The organism is Cellulomonas cellasea (genome assembly GCF_006538745.1).
In the GTDB taxonomy this organism is placed as follows: domain Bacteria; phylum Actinomycetota; class Actinomycetes; order Actinomycetales; family Cellulomonadaceae; genus Cellulomonas_A; species Cellulomonas_A cellasea.
In genome coordinates, this window is the sequence record NZ_BJLR01000028.1 from 77,450 (window position 1) to 98,458 (window position 21,009).

The 21,009-nt window shown below is 71.5% G+C and carries 17 protein-coding genes and 1 tRNA gene; 8 read left to right on the top strand and 10 right to left on the bottom strand.

The annotated features are described in order from the left end of the window. Positions 1 to 76 precede the first annotated feature (76 nt). From CCE01nite_RS14890 to CCE01nite_RS14905, 4 genes are read right to left on the bottom strand one after another with little or no spacing between them, the layout of a single operon-like run. On the bottom strand, positions 77 to 1,831 hold the full coding sequence (locus CCE01nite_RS14890) for an ABC transporter ATP-binding protein (RefSeq protein WP_034624345.1): 1,755 nt from the start codon (positions 1,829 to 1,831) through the stop codon (positions 77 to 79). 5 nt (positions 1,832 to 1,836) lie between these two features. After that, positions 1,837 to 2,766, bottom strand: a complete 930-nt coding sequence (locus tag CCE01nite_RS14895) for an ABC transporter permease (protein WP_034624250.1) — start codon at positions 2,764 to 2,766, stop codon at positions 1,837 to 1,839. Beyond that, positions 2,763 to 3,767, bottom strand: a complete 1,005-nt coding sequence (locus CCE01nite_RS14900; RefSeq protein ID WP_034624247.1) for an ABC transporter permease — start codon at positions 3,765 to 3,767, stop codon at positions 2,763 to 2,765. Before CCE01nite_RS14900 ends, CCE01nite_RS14895 begins: the two co-directional genes overlap by 4 nt. Before the next feature lie 15 nt (positions 3,768 to 3,782). Further along, on the bottom strand, positions 3,783 to 5,549 hold the full coding sequence (locus CCE01nite_RS14905; RefSeq protein WP_084142384.1) for an ABC transporter substrate-binding protein: 1,767 nt from the start codon (positions 5,547 to 5,549) through the stop codon (positions 3,783 to 3,785). Positions 5,550 to 5,590: 41 nt separating this feature from the next. On the opposite strand from CCE01nite_RS14905, the gene CCE01nite_RS14910 reads away from it, so the two are divergent. Continuing rightward, entirely contained in the window at positions 5,591 to 6,406 is an 816-nt protein-coding gene (locus tag CCE01nite_RS14910) for a class I SAM-dependent methyltransferase (protein WP_034624241.1), read from the top strand. Between the two features lie 136 nt (positions 6,407 to 6,542). Here the strand turns inward: CCE01nite_RS14910 and CCE01nite_RS14915 are convergent, their stop codons facing one another. From CCE01nite_RS14915 to polA, 3 genes are all read right to left on the bottom strand, one after another. Next, on the bottom strand, positions 6,543 to 8,201 hold the full coding sequence (locus tag CCE01nite_RS14915; protein WP_034624237.1) for a monocarboxylic acid transporter: 1,659 nt from the start codon (positions 8,199 to 8,201) through the stop codon (positions 6,543 to 6,545). Next, on the bottom strand, positions 8,198 to 8,533 hold the full coding sequence (locus tag CCE01nite_RS14920; protein WP_034624234.1) for a DUF485 domain-containing protein: 336 nt from the start codon (positions 8,531 to 8,533) through the stop codon (positions 8,198 to 8,200). Before CCE01nite_RS14920 ends, CCE01nite_RS14915 begins: the two co-directional genes overlap by 4 nt. 181 nt (positions 8,534 to 8,714) lie before the next feature. Beyond that, positions 8,715 to 11,471 carry a DNA polymerase I gene (gene polA / locus CCE01nite_RS14925; protein ID WP_084142383.1) on the bottom strand — a complete coding sequence of 919 codons (2,757 nt, stop codon included), beginning with the start codon at positions 11,469 to 11,471 and terminating at the stop codon, positions 8,715 to 8,717. On the opposite strand from polA, the gene CCE01nite_RS14930 reads away from it, so the two are divergent. Next, positions 11,470 to 11,886 (top strand): PaaI family thioesterase, encoded by a 417-nt coding sequence (locus CCE01nite_RS14930; RefSeq protein WP_034624229.1) that lies wholly within the window; start codon positions 11,470 to 11,472, stop codon positions 11,884 to 11,886. The two genes, polA and CCE01nite_RS14930, sit on opposite strands and share 2 nt — an antisense overlap. Here CCE01nite_RS14930 and CCE01nite_RS14935 read toward each other — a convergent pair. Beyond that, positions 11,799 to 12,515 carry a GNAT family N-acetyltransferase gene (locus CCE01nite_RS14935; protein ID WP_034624226.1) on the bottom strand — a complete coding sequence of 239 codons (717 nt, stop codon included), beginning with the start codon at positions 12,513 to 12,515 and terminating at the stop codon, positions 11,799 to 11,801. The two genes, CCE01nite_RS14930 and CCE01nite_RS14935, sit on opposite strands and share 88 nt — an antisense overlap. 331 nt (positions 12,516 to 12,846) lie before the next feature. On the opposite strand from CCE01nite_RS14935, the gene CCE01nite_RS14940 reads away from it, so the two are divergent. Genes CCE01nite_RS14940 through CCE01nite_RS14955 form a run of 4 tightly spaced genes read left to right on the top strand, consistent with a single transcriptional unit; the run spans position 12,847 to position 17,056 of the window. Next, positions 12,847 to 14,250 carry a branched-chain amino acid ABC transporter permease gene (locus CCE01nite_RS14940; protein WP_052103282.1) on the top strand — a complete coding sequence of 468 codons (1,404 nt, stop codon included), beginning with the start codon at positions 12,847 to 12,849 and terminating at the stop codon, positions 14,248 to 14,250. Positions 14,251 to 14,263: 13 nt separating this feature from the next. Next, the gene (locus tag CCE01nite_RS14945) at positions 14,264 to 15,250 is read left to right on the top strand and encodes a branched-chain amino acid ABC transporter permease (RefSeq protein ID WP_034624223.1); all 987 of its coding nucleotides are present in this window, start codon (positions 14,264 to 14,266) and stop codon (positions 15,248 to 15,250) included. Continuing rightward, positions 15,240 to 16,199, top strand: coding sequence for an ABC transporter ATP-binding protein (locus CCE01nite_RS14950; protein ID WP_034624221.1), 960 nt, complete (start codon positions 15,240 to 15,242; stop codon positions 16,197 to 16,199). Before CCE01nite_RS14945 ends, CCE01nite_RS14950 begins: the two co-directional genes overlap by 11 nt. Continuing rightward, the gene (locus CCE01nite_RS14955) at positions 16,196 to 17,056 is read left to right on the top strand and encodes an ABC transporter ATP-binding protein (RefSeq protein ID WP_052103279.1); all 861 of its coding nucleotides are present in this window, start codon (positions 16,196 to 16,198) and stop codon (positions 17,054 to 17,056) included. Before CCE01nite_RS14950 ends, CCE01nite_RS14955 begins: the two co-directional genes overlap by 4 nt. A 379-nt stretch (positions 17,057 to 17,435) precedes the next feature. Here the strand turns inward: CCE01nite_RS14955 and CCE01nite_RS14960 are convergent, their stop codons facing one another. Further along, complete coding sequence (locus tag CCE01nite_RS14960; protein ID WP_034624219.1) at positions 17,436 to 18,698, bottom strand: ABC transporter substrate-binding protein; 1,263 nt, start codon at positions 18,696 to 18,698, stop codon at positions 17,436 to 17,438. A 196-nt stretch (positions 18,699 to 18,894) separates the two neighbouring features. After that, positions 18,895 to 19,572, bottom strand: coding sequence for an ANTAR domain-containing response regulator (locus CCE01nite_RS14965; protein WP_034624330.1), 678 nt, complete (start codon positions 19,570 to 19,572; stop codon positions 18,895 to 18,897). Positions 19,573 to 19,683: 111 nt separating this feature from the next. Between CCE01nite_RS14965 and CCE01nite_RS14970 the strand changes: the two genes are divergently transcribed. Both CCE01nite_RS14970 and CCE01nite_RS14975 read left to right on the top strand, forming a co-directional pair. Beyond that, a tRNA-Leu gene (locus CCE01nite_RS14970) sits at positions 19,684 to 19,757 on the top strand. 87 nt (positions 19,758 to 19,844) lie between these two features. Beyond that, positions 19,845 to 21,008: a tyrosine-type recombinase/integrase gene (locus CCE01nite_RS14975; protein ID WP_052103277.1), complete on the top strand. Its 1,164-nt coding sequence runs from the start codon at positions 19,845 to 19,847 to the stop codon at positions 21,006 to 21,008. Position 21,009 lies beyond the last annotated feature (1 nt).

Here is a 21,009-nt window from a genome sequence, read left to right on the forward strand (position 1 = left end):
CTTCGGCCAGCGTAGCCAGTGCGGGGACCCCGGACCGAGCCTTCCGTCCCAGGTCGGGCGGCGGACCGGGCGAACCTCAGCCGACGAGCCCGAGCTCGAGGTCGCGGCCCGGGATGGCCTCCAGCAGCGTGCGGGTGTACTCGGTCTGCGGGTCGTCGAACACGTCGTCCGCCGAGCCCTGCTCGACGATCCGGCCGCGCTCCATGACGCACACGTGGTCCGCGACCTGGCGCACGACCGCGAGGTCGTGGCTGATGAACAGGTAGCTCAGGCCGAGGCGCCCCTGGAGGTCCGCGAGCAGGCGCAGGATCTGCGACTGCACGATGACGTCGAGCGCGGAGACCGCCTCGTCGCACACCACGAGGTCCGGGTTGAGTGCCAGAGCCCGCGCGATCGCGACGCGCTGGCGCTGGCCGCCCGAGAGCTCGGCCGGGTAGCGCCGCAGCACGTCCGACGGCAGCGCGACGTCGTCGAGCAGCTCGCGCACGCGCTGACGCCGCTCGGTCGTCGACCCGATGCCATGTGCGCGCAGCGGCTCCTCGATGGTCCGGCCGATCGTGAACAGCGGGTCGAGCGAGGAGTACGGGTCCTGGAAGATCGGCTGGACCCGGCGGCGGAACGCGACCTCAGCCGTGCGGTCCGCGCCGCCGACGGCCTCGCCGTCGAAGCGGATCACGCCCGACGTCGGCTTCACGAGATCGAGCATCATCTTCGCGACGGTCGACTTGCCCGACCCCGACTCCCCCACGACGGCGACGGTGCGGCCGCGCGGGATCGCGAAGCTCACGTCGTCGACCGCGGTGAAGCTCTCCGAGCGGGAGAACAACCGGCGCCCGCGCAGGCCGTAGACCTTCGTGACGTGGTCGACCTCGATGATGTGGTCGGCCTTCCCGGGCGCACCCGTGGCCACCGCCGGAGCCGCGTCGTCGTCGCCGCGCGAGACCGCCAGCAGGTCGGAGGTGTCGTCGACGCCCGCCGCCTTCGCGAGCTGGATGCGCCGCGACGCGAGCGACGGCGCCGCCGCGAGCAGCCGGCGCGTGTACTCGTGCTGCGGGTCGCGCAGGAGCTGCGCCGCCGGGCCGGTCTCGACGACCTCGCCGCGGTACATCACGACGATGCGGTGCGCGCGCTCCGCGGCGAGCCCGAGGTCGTGCGTGATGAGCAGCACCGACGTCCCGAGCTGGTCGGTGAGCTGGGTCAGGCGGTCGAGGATCGTGCGCTGGACCGTGACGTCGAGCGCGGAGGTCGGCTCGTCGGCGATGAGCAGGCGCGGACGGCACGCGAGCCCCATCGCGATGAGCGCGCGCTGGCGCATGCCGCCCGAGAACTCGTGCGGGTACTGCTCGGCGCGCCGTGCGGCGTCGGGCAGGCCGGCCTCCTCGAGCAGCTCGACGGTGCGCGCGCGGGCCGCGCGGCCCTTGGCGACGCCGTTGTCCTCGAGCGCCTCGGCGATCTGCGAGCCGACGCGGCGCACCGGGTTGAGGTTCGACATCGGGTCCTGCGGGACCATGCCGATCTCGCTGCCGCGCAGCCGCGCGATCTCGCCGGGTCCCATGGCCGCGACGTCGCGCCCGTCGAACAGGATGCGGCCGCCGGTCACGGAGCCGTTCTGCGCGAGGAGGCCGATGACCGCCGCGGCGGTCGTCGACTTGCCCGAGCCGGACTCGCCGACGATCGCGACGGTCTCGCCCGCGCGCACGTCGAAGCTCACGCCGGAGACGGCCACCGAGCGGCCGGCGTCGGTCGTGAAGGTGACCTCGAGGTCCTGGATGCTGAGCAGCGGCATGTGGGGTTCGGCGCCCGCGGCGCTCGGTGTGCCCGCAGCGGTCATGGTCGTCACCTCTTCCTCGAGCGGGGGTCGAGCGCCTCGCGCAGCGCCTCGCCGAACAGCGTGAAGCCGAGCGCGGTCACCGCGATGCAGACGCCGGGCCACAGGGCCAGGCGAGGGGCGACCTCGAGCTCGTTCTGCGCGGCGGTCAGCATGCGTCCCCACTCGGCGGTCGTCGGGGCGCCGCCACCGAGGCCGAGGAACGACAGGGCCGCCGCCTCGATGACCGCGGTCGCGAGCATGAGCGTCGCCTGCACGATCACCGGCGAGACGCTGTTGGGCAGCACGTGGTTCATCGTCACGGTGCGCCGGCTCAGGCCGAGCGAGCTCGCCGCGAGCACGTAGTCCTGCCCGCGCTGCGCGAGCATCGACCCGCGCAGCAGCCGGGCGAAGATCGGCACCTGGACGACGCCGATCGCGATGATGACGCTCGTCGACGTCTGCCCGATCACCGCGGCGATCGACACCGCGAGCAGCAGGCTGGGCACCGAGAGCATGAGGTCGACCGCGCGCATCGTGAGCGCGTCGACCCAGCCGCCGAACGCGCCGGCGACGAGCCCGAGCAGCATGCCGCCGAGCAGCCCGACGAGGGTCGAGAGCACCCCGACGAGCAGCGACGCGCGCGCACCCCAGACGAGCTGCGAGAACAGGTCCGCGCCGTACCGGTCGATCCCGAGCGGGAACTCGTCGGACGGCCCGGGGATGAACGTCGGCCGGACGTCCGCGCGCCCGGGCAGCTCGCCCGCGTCGTAGTTCGCGATCAGCGGCGCGAACGCCGCGACGAGCACGAACGCGAGCACGATCACCGCCCCCGCGATGGCGCCGGGGTTGCGCCGCAGCCGCCGGAACGCGACGCGCCACAGCGACGCGCCGACGTCGTCGGACCCCGCGCGCGGGTCGCCCGCCGACGGGGCCGTGGTCAGGTCCGCCTCGGTCATCGGGTCCTCATCCTCGGGTCGATCAGGCCGTAGGAGACGTCCACGGCGAGGTTCGCGAGCGCGTACACCACCGCGATGATGAGCACGAAGCCCTGCAGCACCGCGTAGTCGAGGTTGAAGATCGCCTCGGCAAGGAAGCTGCCGATGCCCGGGTAGGCGAACACCGTCTCGGTGAGCACCGCCCCCGAGAGCAGCAGACCGACCTGCAGGCCGATCGTCGTCGACACCGGCAGCATCGCGTTGCGCAGGATCACGCGGCTGCGCAGCCGCGTGCGCCGCAGGCCCTTAGCCCGGGCGGTGCGCACGTAGTCGGCGTTCTGCACCTCGATCACCGAGGCCCGCGTGATGCGGGCGATGATCGCGAGCGGGATCGACCCGAGCGCGATCGCGGGGAGCACGAGGTGCACGATCGCGTCCCAGCTCGCGTCCCACTCACGGGTGAGCAGGCCGTCGAGCACGTAGAACCCCGTGGGGTGCGTCGCGACCATCGACGGGTCCTGCCGGCCGGCCGACGGGAACCAGCCGAGCTGGACCGCGAAGAGCCACTTGAGCAGGAACGCGAGGAAGAACACCGGGATCGTCACGCCGATCAACGACGCCACGACGGTCGCGTGGTCGGTGAGCCGGCCCTGGCGCCGCGCGGCGACGTACCCCAGCGGGATGCCGATGCCGATCGCGATCACGAGCGCCAGGACCGTGAGCTCGACGGTCGCCGGGAAGCGGTTGAGGAACTCCTCGAGCACGGGCCGGTTGGTGCGCGTCGACGTGCCGAAGTTGCCAGTCGCGAGCTGGCCGACGTACTTGAGGTACTGCTGGAGGAGCGGTTGGTCGAAGCCGTAGAGGCGGTTGATGCGCTCGACGGCCTCGGGGGTGGCGCGCTCCCCCAGGAGGGCCGTTGCCGGACCTCCCGGGAGAGCGCGGACCCACAGGAACAGCAGGACCGACAGTCCGAGCAGGGTGGGGACGAGGAGTGCGATCCTCTGCAGGACAAGTCGGATCATCGAGCCTGCACGCCCTCAGTCCTCGATGGTGATGACGTTGTAGACCTCGTCCTGGACCGGCGACGCCGGGTACCCCTGGATCTCGGGCTTGAACGCCAGCGACGGGACCGGGTGCGCGAGCGGGACGCCCGGCAGGAGGTCCATGATCTGCGCGTTGACCTCCTCGTAGGCGGTCTTCTGCTCCTCGGCGCTCGGCTGGTAACGCGCGTCGGCGAGGGCCTGGAAGAGCTCCGGGTTGTCGAAGCCCCACTCGTTCGACTTCGCGCCGAAGAAGACGCTGACGAAGTTGTACGTGTCGTTGTAGTCACCCGTCCACCCGAGCAGGTGGATCCCGTGGTCCGGGGTGCCCTGCATGCGGTCGAGGTAGTCGGGGCTCCAGGGCTCCGGGACCGGGTTCACGGTGATCCCGACGGCCTCGAGGTCGGCCGAGATCGCGGTGAAGACCTGCTCCGGCGTCGGCATGTACGGCCGCGAGACGTTCGTCGGGTAGTTGAAGTCGATGGTGAGGGTCGACTTGCCGGCCTCCGCGAGGAGCGCCTTGGCCTTCGCCGGGTCGTAGTCGTACGTCGCGACGTCCGGGTTCCAGCCCGCCACGCTCGGCGGCACGAAGTTCGTCGCGACCTCGGTGCCCTCGGGCAGCGTCTGCGCGACGAGCGCGTCCTTGTTGATCGCGTGGGCGATGGCCTGACGGACCTTGACGTCCGCGAGGTCGGGGTTCGCCTGGTTCATCGCGAGGTACAGGATGTTGAACGGGTCGCGGTTGACGATCTGGAAGCCGGCCTCCTTCAGCGCGTCCACGTCGGCCGGGCCGACGAGGTCGTAGCCGTCGATGTCGCCGGCCTGGAGGGCCTGACGACGCGCGGTGGCGTCCGAGATCACGCTGAAGACGATGCGCTTGACCTGCCCCACCTCGCCCCAGTAGTCCTCGTTCGCCGTGAGGACGACCTGCTCGCCCGGGCTCCACGAGTCGAAGACGTACGGGCCGGTGCCGGTCGGGTGCGCGGTCGCGTACTCGGGCAGCACGGGCGCGTCGCCCTCGCCGGTCACGCCGTCCGCGTCGTACTCCTCGAGCGCGGTGGGCGACTGCATCGAGAACGACGGCAGCGACAGCGCCGAGATGAGCTCGGGCAGCGGGCTCTTGAGGTTGATGACCGCGGTCGTCGCGTCGGGCGCCTCGCAGCTCTCGTACTTGCCGGTGCCGTTGAGGCTCGGGGTGTCGCTCGTCGCGAACCCGCCGTTCACCTTCTGCCAGTAGTACGACAGGCTCTCCGACTGCAGGACACCCGTGAAGTTGTTCCACCGCTCGAAGTTGAAGCAGACGGCGTCGGCGTCGAAGTCCGTGCCGTCGTGGAACTTCACGCCCTCCTTGAGCTGGAACGTGTACTGCAGGCCGTCCTCGCTCGTCTCCCAGGACTCCGCGAGCAGCGGGGCGGGGTCGGGCGTGCCCGGCTCGGTGCCCACGAGGCCCTCGAAGATCTGGCGACCGACGCGGAACGACTCGCCGTCGTTGGCGAAGGCGGGGTCGAGCGACGCGGGGTCGGCCGACGCTGCGAAGATGAAGGTGTCCCGCGCGCCGTCCGACGTCTCCTCGGCGGTGCCGCCGCCGTCGCGGTCACTCGCCGCACATCCGGTCAGGACGAGGCCTACGGCCACGCCTGACGCTGCGAACCTCAGGAAGGTCCTCACACGATCACCTCTCGTCGACGGTCCGCCCAGGCACACGCGCGCCTGGGCGGGAAGGCCCCGACCGTAGGTGCAGGTGGTCACGCGGATGTTACGCATCGGTATCCAACTAGAACCCACAGAAAGTACCTCAGCCGAGCATGAACTCCACACAGCCCGACGATCCGCTGGCCGACGCCGCGTACCGCGACGTCCCCGCCGAGGCCGGAGGGCGGGCCGGGCGCACGTGGTGGGACGCCAACGCCGGCGAGTACCTCGCGGAGCACGGGGACTTCCTCGGCACCGCCGACTTCTGCTGGTGCCCGGAGGGTCTCCGCGAGGCCGACGCCGGGCTGCTGGGCGACCTGACCGGCGCGCGCGTGCTCGAGATCGGCGCCGGCGCGGCGCAGTGCTCGCGGTGGCTCGCCGCCCGCGGGGTCGACGTCGTCGCGACCGACGTCGCGCACGGGATGCTCGCCGCCGGCGCGGGGTACGACCGGCCCGGGCACCCCCCGACGCCGCTCCTGCAGGCCGACGCGCGCGCCCTGCCGTTCGCCGACGCGAGCTTCGACGTGGTGTTCACGGCGTTCGGCGCGATCCCGTTCGTGCCCGACGCCGTCCGCGTGCACCGCGAGGCGGCCCGCGTCCTGCGGCCGGGCGGCCGGTGGGTGTTCTCGGTGACGCACCCGCTGCGCTGGGCCTTCCCCGACGACCCGGGCGAGCACGGGCTGACCGCGTCGCGCTCGTACTTCGACCGGCGCCCCTACGTCGAGACGGGCACGTCGGGGGCCGTGCTGTACGCCGAGTACCACCGCACGCTCGGGGACCACGTCGCGGAGCTCGCGGCCGCCGGGTTCGTGCTCGAGCGTCTCGTCGAGCCCGAGTGGCCCGAGGGGCACGAGCGCACGTGGGGCGGCTGGGGGCCGGTCCGCGGGCGGCTGCTGCCGGGGACGGCGATCTTCGTGACGCACCGCTGAGACGTCCCGGACGCGCCGGGCGACACGCTCAGGACAGCGATGCCCGTTGCGCCGCGGCGACCGGAGCTCCCCCGACGCGCCGGGGCCGCGGCGGGCGTCGTGCCCACCGCGGCCCCGGTACCGCGGGCGTGCCGGCTCAGTGCACCGTCGCCTTCTCGGCGCCCGCCCCCGTGAGCGAGCGGACCTCCATCTCGGCGAACTTCTCGCGGTCCGGACGCTCCTTGCTCACGAGCGTCCCGACGATCCCGAGCAGGAACCCGAGCGGGATCGAGACGATCCCCGGGTTGTCGAGCGGGAACCAGTGGAAGTCGACCGACGTGTCGCGGATCATCGACAGGCTCGCCCCGGTCGCGGGGTCCACCTTCCCGGACACCACGGGCGAGAACGCGATGAGCACGATGCAGGAGATCAGTCCCCCGTACATGCTCCAGAGCGCCCCGGTGGTGTTGAACCGCTTCCAGAACAGCGAGTAGATGATCGTCGGCAGGTTCGCGCTGGCCGCGACCGCGAACGCGAGCGCGACGAGGAACGCGACGTTCTGCCCGTTGGCGAAGATGCCGCCGACGATCGCGAGGATGCCGATCACGACGACGGTGATCCGGGCGACCTTGACCTCGCCGTCGGGGTTCACCTCGCCGTGCTTGATGACCGACGCGTAGATGTCGTGCGCGAACGACGCCGCCGCCGTGATCGTCAGGCCGGCGACGACCGCGAGGATCGTCGCGAAGGCGACCGCCGAGATGATCCCGAGCAGCACCACGCCGCCGAGCTCGAACGCGAGCATCGGCGCCGCCGAGTTCACGCCGCCCGGGGCCGCCTTGATGGCCTCCGGTCCCACGAGAGCACCCGCGCCGTACCCGAGCACGAGGGTGAACAGGTAGAAGACGCCGATGAGCCAGATCGCCCAGACGACCGAGCGACGCGCCTCCTTGGCGGTCGGGACCGTGTAGAAGCGCATGAGCACGTGCGGGAGTCCCGCGGTGCCGAGCACGAGCGCGAGCGCGAGCGAGAGGAAGTTGAGCTTGCTCATGCCGGACGCGCCGTACTGCTTGCCCGGCTCGATGAGCGCCTCGCCGCCCTCGCCCGCGGTGTCGACCGCACCCTGCAGGAGTGCCGAGAGATCGAAGCCGAACTTCGCGAGCACCCAGATCGTCATGATCCCAGCGCCCGCGATGAGCAGGATCGCCTTGATGATCTGCACCCAGGTGGTGCCCTTCATGCCGCCCACCAGTACGTACAGGATCATCAGCGCGCCGACGACGGCGATCACGAGCCCCTGGCCCGCGACGCCCTCGATGCCGAGCAGCAGCGCCACGAGCCCGCCCGCGCCGGCCATCTGGGCGAGCAGGTAGAAGAACACGACCGCGAGCGTCGCGAGGGCCGCCGCCATCCGCACCGGCCGCTGGCGGAGCCGGAACGACAGCACGTCAGCCATCGTGAACCGGCCGGTGTTGCGCAGCAGCTCCGCGACGAGCAGGAGCGCGACGAGCCACGCGACGAGGAAGCCGATCGAGTAGAGGAACCCGTCGTACCCGTTGATGGCGATCGCGCCGCAGATCCCGAGGAAGCTCGCGGCCGACAGGTAGTCGCCCGCGATCGCGGTGCCGTTCTGCGGGCCGGTGAACGACCGCCCCGCGGCGTAGTAGTCGGCGGCCGTGCTGTTGTTCTTCGACGCCCGGAAGACGATCACGAGCGTCACGACGACGAACGCCCCGAAGATCGCGATGTTGAGGACCGGGTCCCCGATCTGCTCCGACTCGGCGGCGAGCACCGCGGAGCCCAGGACCGCGCTCATACGATCTCCCCGTCCTCGATGTGGCGGCGCAGCCGCTCGGCGACCGCGTCCTGGCGCTTGTTGGCCCAGCTCGCGTAGATCATCGTGATCGCGAACGTCGAGACGAACTGGCCGAGGCCGAACAGCAGGCCGACCGTGATGTTGCCCGCGACGCGGATGCTCATGAAGTCGTGGGCGTAGGCGGCCAGGAGCACGTACAGCAGGTACCAGGCGAGGAAGAACGCCGTCATCGGGAACACGAAGTTCCGGAAGCGTCGGCGGAGCTGCTGGAACTCCTGCGAGTTCTGCACGCGTTCGTAGTCGGTCTCGGGATGCTCTACCACGTCGGCCATGCGTCCTCCGAGGGGGTCGGGGGGTGGCCTCGTCGCCACCCGGCGACCACTGTGGCGTAGTTCACACCGGATTGCCAGAGTTGTGGATACCGTTTTCGACGGCTCCGACCAGGCCAACGGCGCGCCGCTCCCCCAGGTCAGGAGGGCGGCGCGCCGCGGTGTCAGCGGTCGCGCGCCGGGCTCAGTGACCCGCCTCGTGCCAGCTCGTCCCGATGCCGACGGAGACGTCGAGCGGCACGGACAGCTCCGCCGCCGAGCCCATCTGCGCGCGCACGAGGGCCTCGACCTCCTCGCGCTCGCCGGGCGCGACCTCGAGCACGAGCTCGTCGTGCACCTGCAGCAGCAGCCGCGACCCGAGCCCGCGGGCCGTGAGCTCGCGCTCGACCCCGAGCATCGCGACCTTGATGAGGTCCGCGGCGCTGCCCTGGATCGGGGCGTTCAGCGCCATGCGCTCGGCCATCTCGCGGCGCTGGCGGTTGTCGCTCGTGAGGTCCGGCAGGTAGCGGCGCCGGCCCATGATCGTCGCGGTGTACCCCGTCGCGCGGGCCACGTCGACGACACCGGTCAGGTACTCGCGCACGCCGCCGAACCGCGAGAAGTAGTCCTCCATGAGCTTCGCGGCCTCGCCGACCTCGATGTTCAGCTGCTTCGACAGCCCGAACGAGGACAGCCCGTAGGCCAGCCCGTAGCTCATGGCCTTGATCTTCGAGCGCATCGCCGGCGTGACCTCGTCGGTCGGCACCGAGAACACGCGCGAGCCGACATAGGAGTGCAGGTCCTCGCCGGACCGGAACGCCTCGATGAGCCCTTCGTCGCCCGACAGGTGCGCCATGATGCGCATCTCGATCTGCGAGTAGTCCGCCGTGAGCAGCGTGTCGTAGCCCGGCCCGACCACGAACGCCCGCCGGATCTGGCGGCCCGCCTCGGTGCGGATCGGGATGTTCTGCAGGTTCGGGTCGGTCGACGACAGTCGGCCCGTCGCCGCGATCGTCTGCTGGAACGTCGTGTGGATGCGCCCGTCGTCCGCGACCGAACGCAGCAGCCCCTCGACCGTCTGGCGCAGGCGGATCGCGTCGCGGTGCGCGAGCAGGTGCTCGAGGAACGGGTGGTGGGTGCGCTCGAACAGGTCCTGGAGCGCCGCCGCGTCCGTCGTGTACCCGGTCTTGTTCTTCTTCGTCCTCGGCATCTGGAGCTGGTCGAAGAGCACCTCCTGGAGCTGCTTCGGGGAGCCCAGGTTCACCTCGCGGTCGATCACCGCGTAGGCCTCGGCCGCCGCGTCCTTGACCGCGGCGTCGAACTCCGCCTCCAGCCCCGACAGGTAGCCCGTGTCGGCGGCGATGCCGCGGCGCTCCATGCGCACGAGCACGTCCTCGAGGGGGAGCTCGAGCTCGGCGAGCAGCGCGGCGGCGCCTCGGTCGGCCAGCTCGCCGTGCAGCACCTCGGCGAGCTCGACGACCGCGGCCGCCTGCCCCGCCGACTTCTGGTCCTCGTCGGAGCCGTCGAGCTCGAGGTCGAACGCGCCCTGCGTCCCGGAGTCCGGCGACTCGGCGGCGGACAGCTCGCGCTTCAGGTAGCGCACGACGAGCGACGGGAGGTCGTAGGCGCGCTGGTCGGGGTGGCACAGGTACGCGGCGAGCTCGGTGTCGAAGACGACTCCGGCGAGGTCGAACCCGCGGCCGACGAGCGCGTGCCACGCGTTCTTCGCGGCGTGCACGGCCTTCTCGGCGTTCGGCTCCGCGAGCCACGCCGCGAGCGTCGCCTCGTCGGCGGGATCGAGCGACGCGAGGTCCAGTGCGACCGCGGACGTACCTGCGTCAGCGATCGCGACGCCCCACGCGTCCCCGCCCGACGGCCGCGCACTCCCCCGCACGTCCAGGCCGAGCGTCCGGCCCGCGCGCTCGGCGAGCCACGCGGCCAGGCCACCGGGCTCGAGGCGGTCGAGGGGCACCGCGTCCCCGGGCTCGACGGCCGGGGCCGCCTCGGGGAGCGAGGCGAACAGCCGCTCGCGCAGCGCCGTGAACTGCAGCGAGTCGAACACGCGGTGCATCGCCTCGCGGTCCCACGGCTGCACGGCCAGGTCCTCGGGCCGCAGCGGGAGCTCGAGGTCCGTCAGGAGGTGGTTGAGCCGGCGGTTCACGACGACCTGATCGAGGTGCGCGCGCAGGCTCTCCCCCGCCTTGCCGCCGATCTGGTCGACCGACGCGATGATCCCGTCGAGCCCGCCGTACGCCGTGATCCACTTCGCGGCCGTCTTCGGGCCGACGCCGGGGACGCCCGGGAGGTTGTCGCTGGTCTCCCCCACGAGCGCCGCGAGGTCGGAGTACCGCTCGGGCCCGACGCCGTACTTCGCGAGGACCGCCTCGGGGGTCATCCGGGTGAGCTCCGACACACCGCGGATCGGGTAGAGCACGGTGACGGAGTCGTTGACGAGCTGGAACGAGTCGCGGTCCCCCGAGCAGAGCAGGACCTCGATGCCCGCGGCGCGCGCCTGCGTCGAGAGCGTCGCGAGCACGTCGTCGGCCTCGTAGTTCTCCTTCTCGATCACGGGGACCCGCATCGTCGCGAGGATCTCCTTGATCAGCGGCACCTGGCCCTGGAACGGCTGCGGCGTCTCGTCGCGCGTGCCCTTGTACGCCGGGTACTGCTCGGTGCGGAACGTCGTGCGGCCCACGTCGAACGCGACGGCGAGGTGCGTCGGCGCCTCGTCCGCGAGGATCTTGGCGAGCATCGACGTGAAGCCGTAGACCGCGTTCGTCGTCTGGCCGCTCGTGGTCGAGAAATTCTCGGCCGGGAGGGCGAAGAAGGCGCGGAACGCCATCGAGTGCCCGTCGATGAGCAGCAGGCGCGGGGCGCCCGGGGCGGGGACGAACGGGGACGTGGAGGCGGCGAGGGCGCCGGCTGGCGATGCGTCGGTCACGGGTGCCAACCTATCGGGCATGACTGACGCCGGCCGCGAGCCGCAGGACCCCACGACCTACCCGGGCACCCTCATCGAGCGCATGGGCATCGTGATCCAGGAGGTCGGGCCGGACCGCGTCGTCGGCACGATGCCCGTCGAGGGCAACACCCAGCCGCAGGGCCTGCTGCACGGCGGGGCGTCGGCCGTGCTCGCGGAGACGCTCGGCTCGATCGCGGCGAACGCGCACGCCGGCGAGGGCCGGCTCGCGGTCGGGATCGAGCTCAGCGCGACGCACCACCGGTCCGCCCGCAGCGGGCTCGTGACGGGCACCGCGACCGCGGTGCACCGGGGCTCGAACCTCGCGACCTACGAGGTCGTGGTCGAGGACCCCGAGTCGCGGCGCGTCTGCACCGCGCGGCTGACCTGCATGCTCATCGCGGACCGCCGAGGCTGATCCGCGCTCGCCGCCGGGGGGACGAACCGCACCTCGGCGGTCTCCGACCGTGCGGCGGCCCGGACCTGCCGGCGCCGGGCGATGAGGTCCTCGAGACCCCGCGCCGCACCGCGCCGGACGACCGGTGCACCCGCGGAGTCGCCCGCGAGCCGGCGCTGCAACGAGCTCGTGCTCACGACCCGGTACGCCGCCGCGGGCGCGAAGCCGAGCCGCGCGAAGAACCGCAGCATCCCGCGCGCACCCGGGAGCGGCGCGGCGTAGACCTCGCTCGCGCCGGCCTCCGCCGCGAGCTCGAGCGCCCCGGACAGCAGCGCGTGACCCAGCCCCCGGCGCCGCGCCTCGGGGGCCACGTACAGCGCCTCGAGCGTCAGGCTCGCCTCGTCGGTGAACGGGCTCGGCCCGACGAGGCGCCCGAGCAGCAGCCCGCTCGTGCGGCCGTCGAGCGTACCCACGAGGACCTGCCCGCCCGGCGTGGCGAGGAGCGTGCCGATCTGCTGCCGCAGGCGCTCGCGGTCGTTGCTGCACAGCTGCGCGCCCACGGTCGACTCTGCGCGCGCGACGAGGCAGAGGTCCACGATCTCGGGGAGGTCGCCCGGCTCGGCGGGGCGGACCAGGGCACCAGGGCGCACGGGCGTCGGCCTCCTCACGGTGCTGGCGGGGTCGCGGGTGGGGGTTCCGGCGACCGGGCGACGATGCCCCTCGATCATGGCAAAGCCTGACCCGTCTGCCTAGTCCGGTTGGACGCCCGACCGGATGACGTCTGCGCGAACGTCCGAAAGGTCACACCGGATGGGGAAAGATGGTCGAATGACGCTCGCACCACCGCGCGTCGTGTCACATGGCGGACACAAAGCACACCTAAGGTCCTGCCCACTTGGAGGACCGCGCCACCCCGGCAACGTCGCCGGGAGAGAAGCACGACCCACCACGATGCCAGAACACCACGGATGGAGGTCCCAGGTGCGCCGAGTCGCGACCACGGGCCGTTCCCCGCACCGCGCGCGCCGCAACCTCGCGCTCGCGGTGCTCACCCTGCTCCTCACCACGTCAGCAGTGCTCACGTCGTCGGGCGCGGCCACCGCCGCCGCCGCGGCGCAGTGCGTCACCGACGCGTCGACCGCGTGCGTCGGCGGGACGATCCGCACCGCCGCGGGCGAGCCGGCGGTCGGCGTGAAGCTCACCGTCGACGGCCCCGGCGGGTCCGTCGAGGCCGAGACCGGGGCCGACGGCCGCTGGTCCGCCGCGGTGACGACCGCGGGCGACTACACCGTCACGCTCGACGAGGACACGCTCCCCGAGGGCGAGCAGCTGCGCGACCCCGCCGGCAACCCCCGCACCGTCGTCGTGCGGCTCGGCTCGTCGGCCGGGGCGCTGTTCCCGCTCGGCGGCGGCGCCGCGGGCGGCTCCGGCGCGACGCCGGACCCGGGCGCGAGCGCGGCCCCCGGCACGAACGCCCCCTCGACCGGCGCGTCGGGCGGCGTGACCGCGCAGCGCGTGCTGCAGCAGGGCGTCAGCGGGCTCGTCTTCGGGCTGCTCCTCGCGCTCGCGTCGGTCGGCCTGTCGCTGATCTACGGCACGACGGGGCTCAGCAACTTCGCACACGGCGAGCAGGTCACGCTCGGCGCGCTGCTCGCGTACTTCGGCGTGCAGGTGCTCGGGCAGCCGCTGATCGTCGCGGGGCTGCTCGCGGTGGCGGTCGGCGCGGCGTCCGGGTGGGCGCAGGACGCGGGGATCTGGCACAAGCTGCGCCAGCGCCGGCTCGGCCCGACCCAGCAGATGATCGTCACGATCGGCCTGTCGATGGTCCTGCAGTACGCGTTCCAGTACTTCGTCGGCGGAGGCCCGCTGCGCATCGTCCGCGAGAACCCGGTCCCCGTGCGGATCGGCCCGCTGCTGCTCAACCAGCAGTCCATCTTCTCGGCGCTCATCGCGCTCGTCGCGATCGCCGCCGTCGGGTACTTCCTGCTGGGCACCCGTACGGGCCGAGCCACACGCGCCGTCTCGGACAACCCCGCGCTCGCCGCAGCGTCGGGCATCTCGGTCGAGCGCATCGTGCGCATCGTCTGGACGCTCGGTGCCGGCCTGGCCGCGCTCGGCGGCGTGCTCCTCGGCCTCTACTTCAACGCGACCGCGTGGAACATGGGCGGGGCGATCCTGCTCCTCATGTTCGCCGCCGTGACGCTCGGCGGCCTGGGCACCGCGTTCGGCGCGCTCGTCGGGTCGATCGTCATCGGGCTCGTCGTCGAGCTCTCGACGCTCGTGATCCCGTCGGACATGCGCTACGCCGGGGCGCTCGTGATCCTCATCCTCGTCCTTCTCGTCCGACCCCAGGGCATCCTGGGCCGGGCTGAGCGCATCGGCTGACGGAGGCCTCCCCATGGACTGGACCAGAATCCTGACGAACGTCGCGGGCGAGATCATCGCCCCGACCACCGCCGCCTATGCGCTCGCCGCCATCGGCCTCAACGTGCACTTCGGCATGACCGGGCTGCTCAACTTCGGCCAGGCCGGCTTCATGCTCATCGGCGCCTACGGCTTCGCGATCGCCTCGATGGCCGGATGGCCCGTGTGGGCGTCCGTGCTCGTCGCGATGGCCTGTGCCGTCGTGTTCGCCCTCATCCTCGGCATCCCGACCCTCAAGCTCCGCGGCGACTACCTGTCGATCGTCACGATCGCGGCGGCCGAGATCGTCCGCCTCGTCGGCCGCTCGACCTCGCTCACGTGGCTCACGGGCGGCAACGCCGGGCTCGCGGGAGACAGCTTCAAGGGCTCGTTCCAGGAGCTCTCGCCGCTGCCCGACGGCAACTTCGGCATCGGGCCCTGGGAGTACTCCAACAACCTGTCCAACAGCTGGTGGGTCCGCATCGTCGGGTGGGCGCTCGTCGCGCTCGCGTGCCTGACGATCTGGCTGTGGATGCGCAGCCCCTGGGGCCGCGTGCTCAAGGGCATCCGCGAGGACGAGGACGCCGTGCGCTCGCTCGGCAAGAACGTCTACTCCTACAAGATGCAGGCGCTCATCCTCGGCGGAACGTTCGGGGCGGTCGCCGGCATCATCTACGCGCTGCCACGAGCCGTCCAACCGGACTCGATGGGCCGGCCCATGACGTTCTACGTCTGGACGATCCTGCTGCTCGGCGGCGCCGCGACGGTGTTCGGCCCCGTCCTCGGGTCGATCCTCCTCTGGACCACCCTCATGCTCATCAAGACGGTGCTGCGCGACGTCGTCCCCACGACCGTCATGCGCTCGGAGCAGATCGAGATGCTCGGCTGGGTCCTCGTCGGGCTCACGCTCATGCTGCTCGTGATCTTCCGACCACAAGGCATCCTCGGAGACCGCAAGGAGCTGGCGATCGATGTCCGCTGAGACCCCCGCCCCCACCGTGCCGACGGTGCCCGCCGCGAGCCGCAAGGCGCAGGTCGCGCGCGACCTCGCCGACGTCCCGCACGCCCCCGGCGCGCCGAAGCCCGACGCGATCCTCGTCGCCGAGGACGTCACGCGGACGTTCGGCGGCATGACGGCCGTCGACGTCGACCACGTCGAGGTCCAGCGCGGCGCCATCACGGCGCTGATCGGGCCCAACGGCGCCGGCAAGACGACGCTGTTCAACCTGTTGACCGGCTTCGACCGGCCCAACACCGGCACCTGGAGCTTCGAGGGCCGGTCCCTCGGGCGCGTGCCCGCGGGCAAGGTCGCGCGGGCCGGCATGGTGCGCACGTTCCAGCTCACCAAGGCGCTCTCGCGCATGACGGTGATCGAGAACATGCGCCTCGGCGCGACGCACCAGCCCGGCGAGAACCTCCTCACCGCGCTCGTGCCGCCGCTGTGGCGCAGCCGCGAGGCCGAGATCACGGCGCAGGCCGAGGAGCTGCTCGCGCGCTTCAAGCTGCTCGAGAAGAAGGACGACTTCGCCGGCTCGCTCTCAGGCGGTCAGCGCAAGCTCCTCGAGATGGCGCGCGCACTCATGACGAAGCCGACGATGGTCATGCTCGACGAGCCGATGGCCGGCGTGAACCCCGCGCTCACGCAGTCGCTGCTCGGGCACATCCAGGCGCTGCGCGACGAGGGCACCACGGTGCTGTTCGTCGAGCACGACATGCACATGGTCCGTCACATCTCCGACTGGGTCGTGGTCATGGCTGAGGGGCGCATCGTCGCCGAGGGGCCGCCCGAGACCGTCATGCAGAACCAGGCCGTCGTCGACGCGTACCTGGGAGCCCACCACGACACGGACCTCGGGGACGACAGCCTGCTCACCGACGACGTGGCCGAGCAGCTCGAGGCCGAGGCCCTCGTCGAGAAGGAGCAGCGATGACCGCCCAGCCGAGCCCGAGCGCCACGCGGGACGACCTGCACCGGGGAGCCCCGGCCGGCGAGCCGCTCCTGGCCGCCACCGACCTGATCGCCGGGTACCTGCCGGGCGTCGACATCCTCAACGGGTGCAACCTCGTGTGCCACCCCGGCGAGCTCGTCGGCATCATCGGCCCGAACGGCGCCGGGAAGTCGACGCTCCTCAAGGCCCTCTTCGGCCTCGTCACGATCCGCTCCGGCTCCGTGACGCTCCAGGGCGAGGACATCACCAACCACCGGGCCGACTCGCTCGTGCGCCGCGGCGTCGGCTTCGTGCCGCAGAACAACAACGTGTTCCCCTCGCTGTCCATCGAGGAGAACCTGCAGATGGGCGTGTTCCAGGCGCCCAAGACGTTCAACGAGCGGTTCGAGTTCATCGTCGACCTGTTCCCGACGCTCGGGGAGCGGCGCAAGCAGAGCGCCGGTTCGCTGTCCGGCGGCGAGCGGCAGATGGTCGCCATGGCGCGGGCGCTCATGATGAACCCGTCGGTCCTGCTGCTCGACGAGCCGTCCGCCGGCCTGTCCCCCGTGCGCCAGGACGAGACGTTCCTGCGCACCCGGCGCATCAACAAGGCCGGCGTCTCGGTCGTGATCGTCGAGCAGAACGCCCGGCGTGCGCTGCAGATCTGCGACCGCGCGTACGTGCTCGACCAGGGCCGCAACGCCTACTCGGGCCCGGGCCGCCAGCTCATGAACGACCCCAAGGTCATCGAGCTGTACCTCGGGACGCTCGCGACGGACGTCGAGAGCGCCGCGGGCAAGGCTGCGGACGGGCCGGCCGTCTCGACGGCCAAGCCGCTCGGCGGTGACCCGGCGCTCTGACGCCCGGGCGCGGGACGCGACGAAGGGCCGGGGTCGACGACCCCGGCCCTTCGTGCTGCCCGGTGGAGGTCGCTCTGCGCCGAGCGTGCGCTGCATGCGGGCTGCGTCTGAGCGGCGTTGCGAGCGGCCCGCGGAACCGCCGCTCCGGGTTGCACGAGCTGCTGAGGGCCGCGTGCATCGTCCCGTCACGGGTGCGCCGGGGTTCACCGCGGCGCAGCAGGGCCACTCGGCGCGAGCGGCGCAGTCGGCGCTGTGGACGTCGGATCCGTGACGTGCCCCGGACACGGCGAAGGGCCCGGTGAGTGACTCCCCCACCGGGCCCTCGTGTGCCGTGCGGACCGCCCGGTGACGCCCTCGCGGACGTCACCGGGCGTTCAGGTCAGAGCTCGCCGAACTCCGCCTTGATCCACGTGTACTTGTTGTCCTCGCCGTACTTGTAGATGCCGATGAAGGCCGAGGACGGGTCGTTGTCGTCGTTGAACGGACCGGCACCGGAGACCGCCTTGTAGGTGATCTCGTCGCCCGCCTCGAGCGCCTCGACGCCCTCCTCGAACGTCGACACCTCGGTGCCGCCGTTCGCACCGGACACGGCCGCGAGGTTCGCCTGGATGGTCTTGCCGTCCGTGCCGCCGCCCTTGACCGCGGCGAGGGCCGCCAGGATGGTCGCGTCGTAGGACTCCGCCGCGTACGAGAAGTCCTTGAGCTCCGGGTCGACCTCCTTGAGGCGGGTCTGGAACGCGTCGTCCGGGAAGGCGCCGGGCAGCGTGCCCTGCACCCCGGTCAGCGTGCCGGGCTCGAGGTCCGCGCTGTAGTCCGACAGGTTGCCGTCGACGAAGTACAGCTTCGAGGTGTCGAAGCCCTGCGCCTTGAGCTCGGGGACGATGAGCTTCGTCTGCTCGAACGCGATGATCGCGAGCGCGTCGGGCTTCGCGGCGAGCGCGTTGCTGACGATCGTCGAGTAGTTCTGCTCCGTCGGGTCGAACTCCTCGCCGGCGTTGCCGTAGACGAACGAGCCGCCCGCGTCCTCGACCGTGGCCTTGAGGACGTCACGCAGCGACGTGCCGTAGTCCTCGTTGAACACGAGGGCGCCGACGTTGGTGTGGCCGTCGCCGAGGATCAGGTTCCCGAGCGCCGCACCCTGCATCAGGTCCGAGGGCGCCGTGCGGAAGTAGAACGGGTCGCGGCCCGAGAGGTCGGTCGCCGTGTTGGCCGGCGAGATCTGCACGACCTCGGCGTTCGTGATGTCGTCCACGACGTTGCGCGTCACCGACGACGACGCGGCGCCGATGATGACCTGGACGCCCTTGCCGAGGAGGTCCGTCACGGACTGCGTGGCGACCTCGGCGTGGTCGGCGTCGGAGGAGTCCGCGTGCTCGACGGTGACGTCGTTGCCCAGGACACCGCCGGCCTCGTTGATCTCCTCGACCGCGAGGTTCACACCGGCGATCTCCGGCGGGCCGAGGAACGCGAGCGAACCGGTCTGCGGGAGGAGGGTGCCGATCACGAGTGCGTCGGTGCTCCCGGCGGCGCGCGTCTCCGACGGCTCCTCCGAGGTTCCCGAGTCGGAGGAGGAGCAGGCGGTCAGAGCAAGGGCGAGCGCGCCGGCAACAGCAAAGGCGCGGAGCCCGGTCGATCGAGTCATACGAGGTACCCCTTCGGTCACGGTCCTCTCGGCACGAGTGCCGAGGGTCGAACTGTGCGGGAAAGGTACCCATCCTTTGTGTCCACGATGTGACTTGCACCGTCTCGGCCGATCTTGTTGCCGAGTTGTAACCAAGGACACGGGCGTGGAAAAGGCCCGGAACCGGCGAACCGGTCCGGGCCCTCACCCGATCGGGTCAGTCGCTGCCGCCGCCGACCTGCTCGATCACGGCGTCGGCGACCTCGCGCATCGTCAGGCGGCGGTCCATCGACGTCTTCTGGATCCAGCGGAACGACTCCGGCTCCGTCAGGCCCATCTTCGTCATGAGCAGGCCCTTCGCCCGGTCCACGCGCTTGCGCGTCTCGAACCGCTCGGCGAGGTCGGCGACCTCGGACTCGAGCGCGGTGATCTGCGCGTACCGGGAGATCGCGATCTCGACGGCCGGGAGCAGGTCCGCGGGCGAGAACGGCTTCACGACGTACGCCATCGCGCCGGCGTCGCGCGCCCGCTCGACGAGCTCGGTCTGGGAGAACGCGGTGAGCAGGACGACCGGCGCGAGGTGCGCCTTGCCGATCCGCTCCGCCGCGGAGATGCCGTCGAGCACGGGCATCTTGACGTCCATGACGACGACGTCCGGCTTGAGCTCCGTCGCGAGCTCGACCGCACGCTCGCCGTCGCCCGCCTCTCCGACGACGTCGAAGCCCGCCTCGCGCAGCGTCTCGACGACGTCCATGCGGATCAGCGCCTCGTCCTCCGCGACGACCGCGCGGCGTGCCGGACGCGCCGGCGCCTGGTCCTGCGGCTCGGGGACCGGGTTCGGGTCGCCCGAGGCGGTCAGGTCGAGAGCGTTGGCCGACTCGTCGGTGGAAGGCATGCTCGGCTTCGCGTCCTTGGTGCTCACGGCGCACAGCCTAATGCCGGAACCGCTGCTTGGGGCACGAGGGGCGCGTCTCGGTCCTCACGGGTCGCGGTACCCTGCTGCCCGGCCCCGATAGCCCAATCGGCAGAGGCGTTCGGCTCAAACCCGATCCAGTGTGGGTTCGAATCCCACTCGGGGCACCGCGTTTGTGCAGGTCAGACCCTGTGGATAACTTGCTCGCCCCCACAGAGCGGCTTTTCTGCCCCCACGGGTGCGAGAATCGTGGTGTGGCGGCGGTCGAGACGCGCAAGCGGCGGGACGGCACGAAGGCCTACCGCGTCTTCTGGCGGGACCCCTCGGACGGGTCTCGGCGCAGCATGACGTTCGACGACGCCGGCCAGGCCGAGAGGGCCGCGGCGCTGCTGAATGCGAACGGTCAGCACCTGAGCCTGGCGCTCGATGTGGCGAAGGCCATCACCCAGGACGGGCCGACCGTCGATGACATCGTCGAGGAGCACATCGGCCTGCTTATGCGGGTCGGAGACGACACCCGCGCGGGATACCGGCTCCGCGCTCGCGATCACATCAGCCCGCACATCGGACAGCTGCGCGTTGCCGGAGTCACCTGGCAACAGGTGACCCGCTGGGTTCAGGTCCTGCGGGAGAAGCGCCTGTCCCCCAAGACGATCGCCAACGTGCACGGTCTGCTGTCCGCCGCCATGAACACGGCCGTCCGGCTCGGGTACCGCAGGGACAACCCGTGCAGCGCGGTCCGGTTACCCCGTGCACAGCGCGGTGGCGACGAGATGATCGTCCTCGAGCCGCTCGAGCTGGACCTCATCCTCGACAACCTCACGCCGCACTACCGACCGTTCATCATCACCCTGGTCGGCACAGGCATGCGGTTCGGTGAGGCGACGGCGCTCCAGGTGTCCGACCTCGCGCTCGACGCCCATCCCCCGCCGATCCGCGTCAATAAGGCGTGGAAGCAGGACGGCGAGCGCCGCCCATACGTGGGGGCGCCGAAGTCCGCCCGGTCCCGCCGGACGATCTCGCTGTCACCTGGCCTGGCGGGGATGCTGCGCACGACGACCGCGGGACGACGACCGGACGACCTAGTGTTCCCGAACGCCGCGGGGCGTCCGATCCGCAACAACACGTTCTGGGCGACGCACTGGCTGCCGGCCATCGAGAAGGCGCAAGGCTCGGGGGACGAGGCAGCCGTCCGGCTCACGAAGCGCCCCCGCATCCACGACCTCCGTCACACGCACGCCAGCTGGATGCTCGCGGCCGGGATGGACATGTTCAGCTTGTCGCGCCGGCTCGGGCACGAGACCTACGCGACGACGGACAACCGCTACAGCCACCTCATGCCCGCTCAGCAGGTGGCTGCGGCACAGGTCGCTGCGGCCGCCATGAGCGCCCTCCGACTGCGACGACCGGAGGCATGAG

Bases quoted from the DNA above. Each gene is read 5' to 3' on its own strand.
- CCE01nite_RS14905 (WP_084142384.1), bottom strand. From the start codon at position 5,549: ATGCGTAACATCCGCGTGACCACCTGCACCTACGGTCGGGGCCTTCCC.
- CCE01nite_RS14915 (WP_034624237.1), bottom strand. From the start codon at position 8,201: ATGAGCGCGGTCCTGGGCTCCGCGGTGCTCGCCGCCGAGTCGGAGCAG.
- polA (WP_084142383.1), bottom strand. From the start codon at position 11,471: ATGCCCGATAGGTTGGCACCCGTGACCGACGCATCGCCAGCCGGCGCC.
- CCE01nite_RS14950 (WP_034624221.1), top strand. From the start codon at position 15,240: ATGTCCGCTGAGACCCCCGCCCCCACCGTGCCGACGGTGCCCGCCGCG.
- CCE01nite_RS14930 (WP_034624229.1), top strand. From the start codon at position 11,470: ATGACTGACGCCGGCCGCGAGCCGCAGGACCCCACGACCTACCCGGGC.
- CCE01nite_RS14960 (WP_034624219.1), bottom strand. From the start codon at position 18,698: ATGACTCGATCGACCGGGCTCCGCGCCTTTGCTGTTGCCGGCGCGCTC.
- CCE01nite_RS14900 (WP_034624247.1), bottom strand. From the start codon at position 3,767: ATGATCCGACTTGTCCTGCAGAGGATCGCACTCCTCGTCCCCACCCTG.
- CCE01nite_RS14895 (WP_034624250.1), bottom strand. From the start codon at position 2,766: ATGACCGAGGCGGACCTGACCACGGCCCCGTCGGCGGGCGACCCGCGC.
- CCE01nite_RS14890 (WP_034624345.1), bottom strand. From the start codon at position 1,831: ATGACCGCTGCGGGCACACCGAGCGCCGCGGGCGCCGAACCCCACATG.
- CCE01nite_RS14945 (WP_034624223.1), top strand. From the start codon at position 14,264: ATGGACTGGACCAGAATCCTGACGAACGTCGCGGGCGAGATCATCGCC.
- CCE01nite_RS14965 (WP_034624330.1), bottom strand. From the start codon at position 19,572: ATGCCTTCCACCGACGAGTCGGCCAACGCTCTCGACCTGACCGCCTCG.
- CCE01nite_RS14920 (WP_034624234.1), bottom strand. From the start codon at position 8,533: ATGGCCGACGTGGTAGAGCATCCCGAGACCGACTACGAACGCGTGCAG.
- CCE01nite_RS14955 (WP_052103279.1), top strand. From the start codon at position 16,196: ATGACCGCCCAGCCGAGCCCGAGCGCCACGCGGGACGACCTGCACCGG.
- CCE01nite_RS14910 (WP_034624241.1), top strand. From the start codon at position 5,591: ATGAACTCCACACAGCCCGACGATCCGCTGGCCGACGCCGCGTACCGC.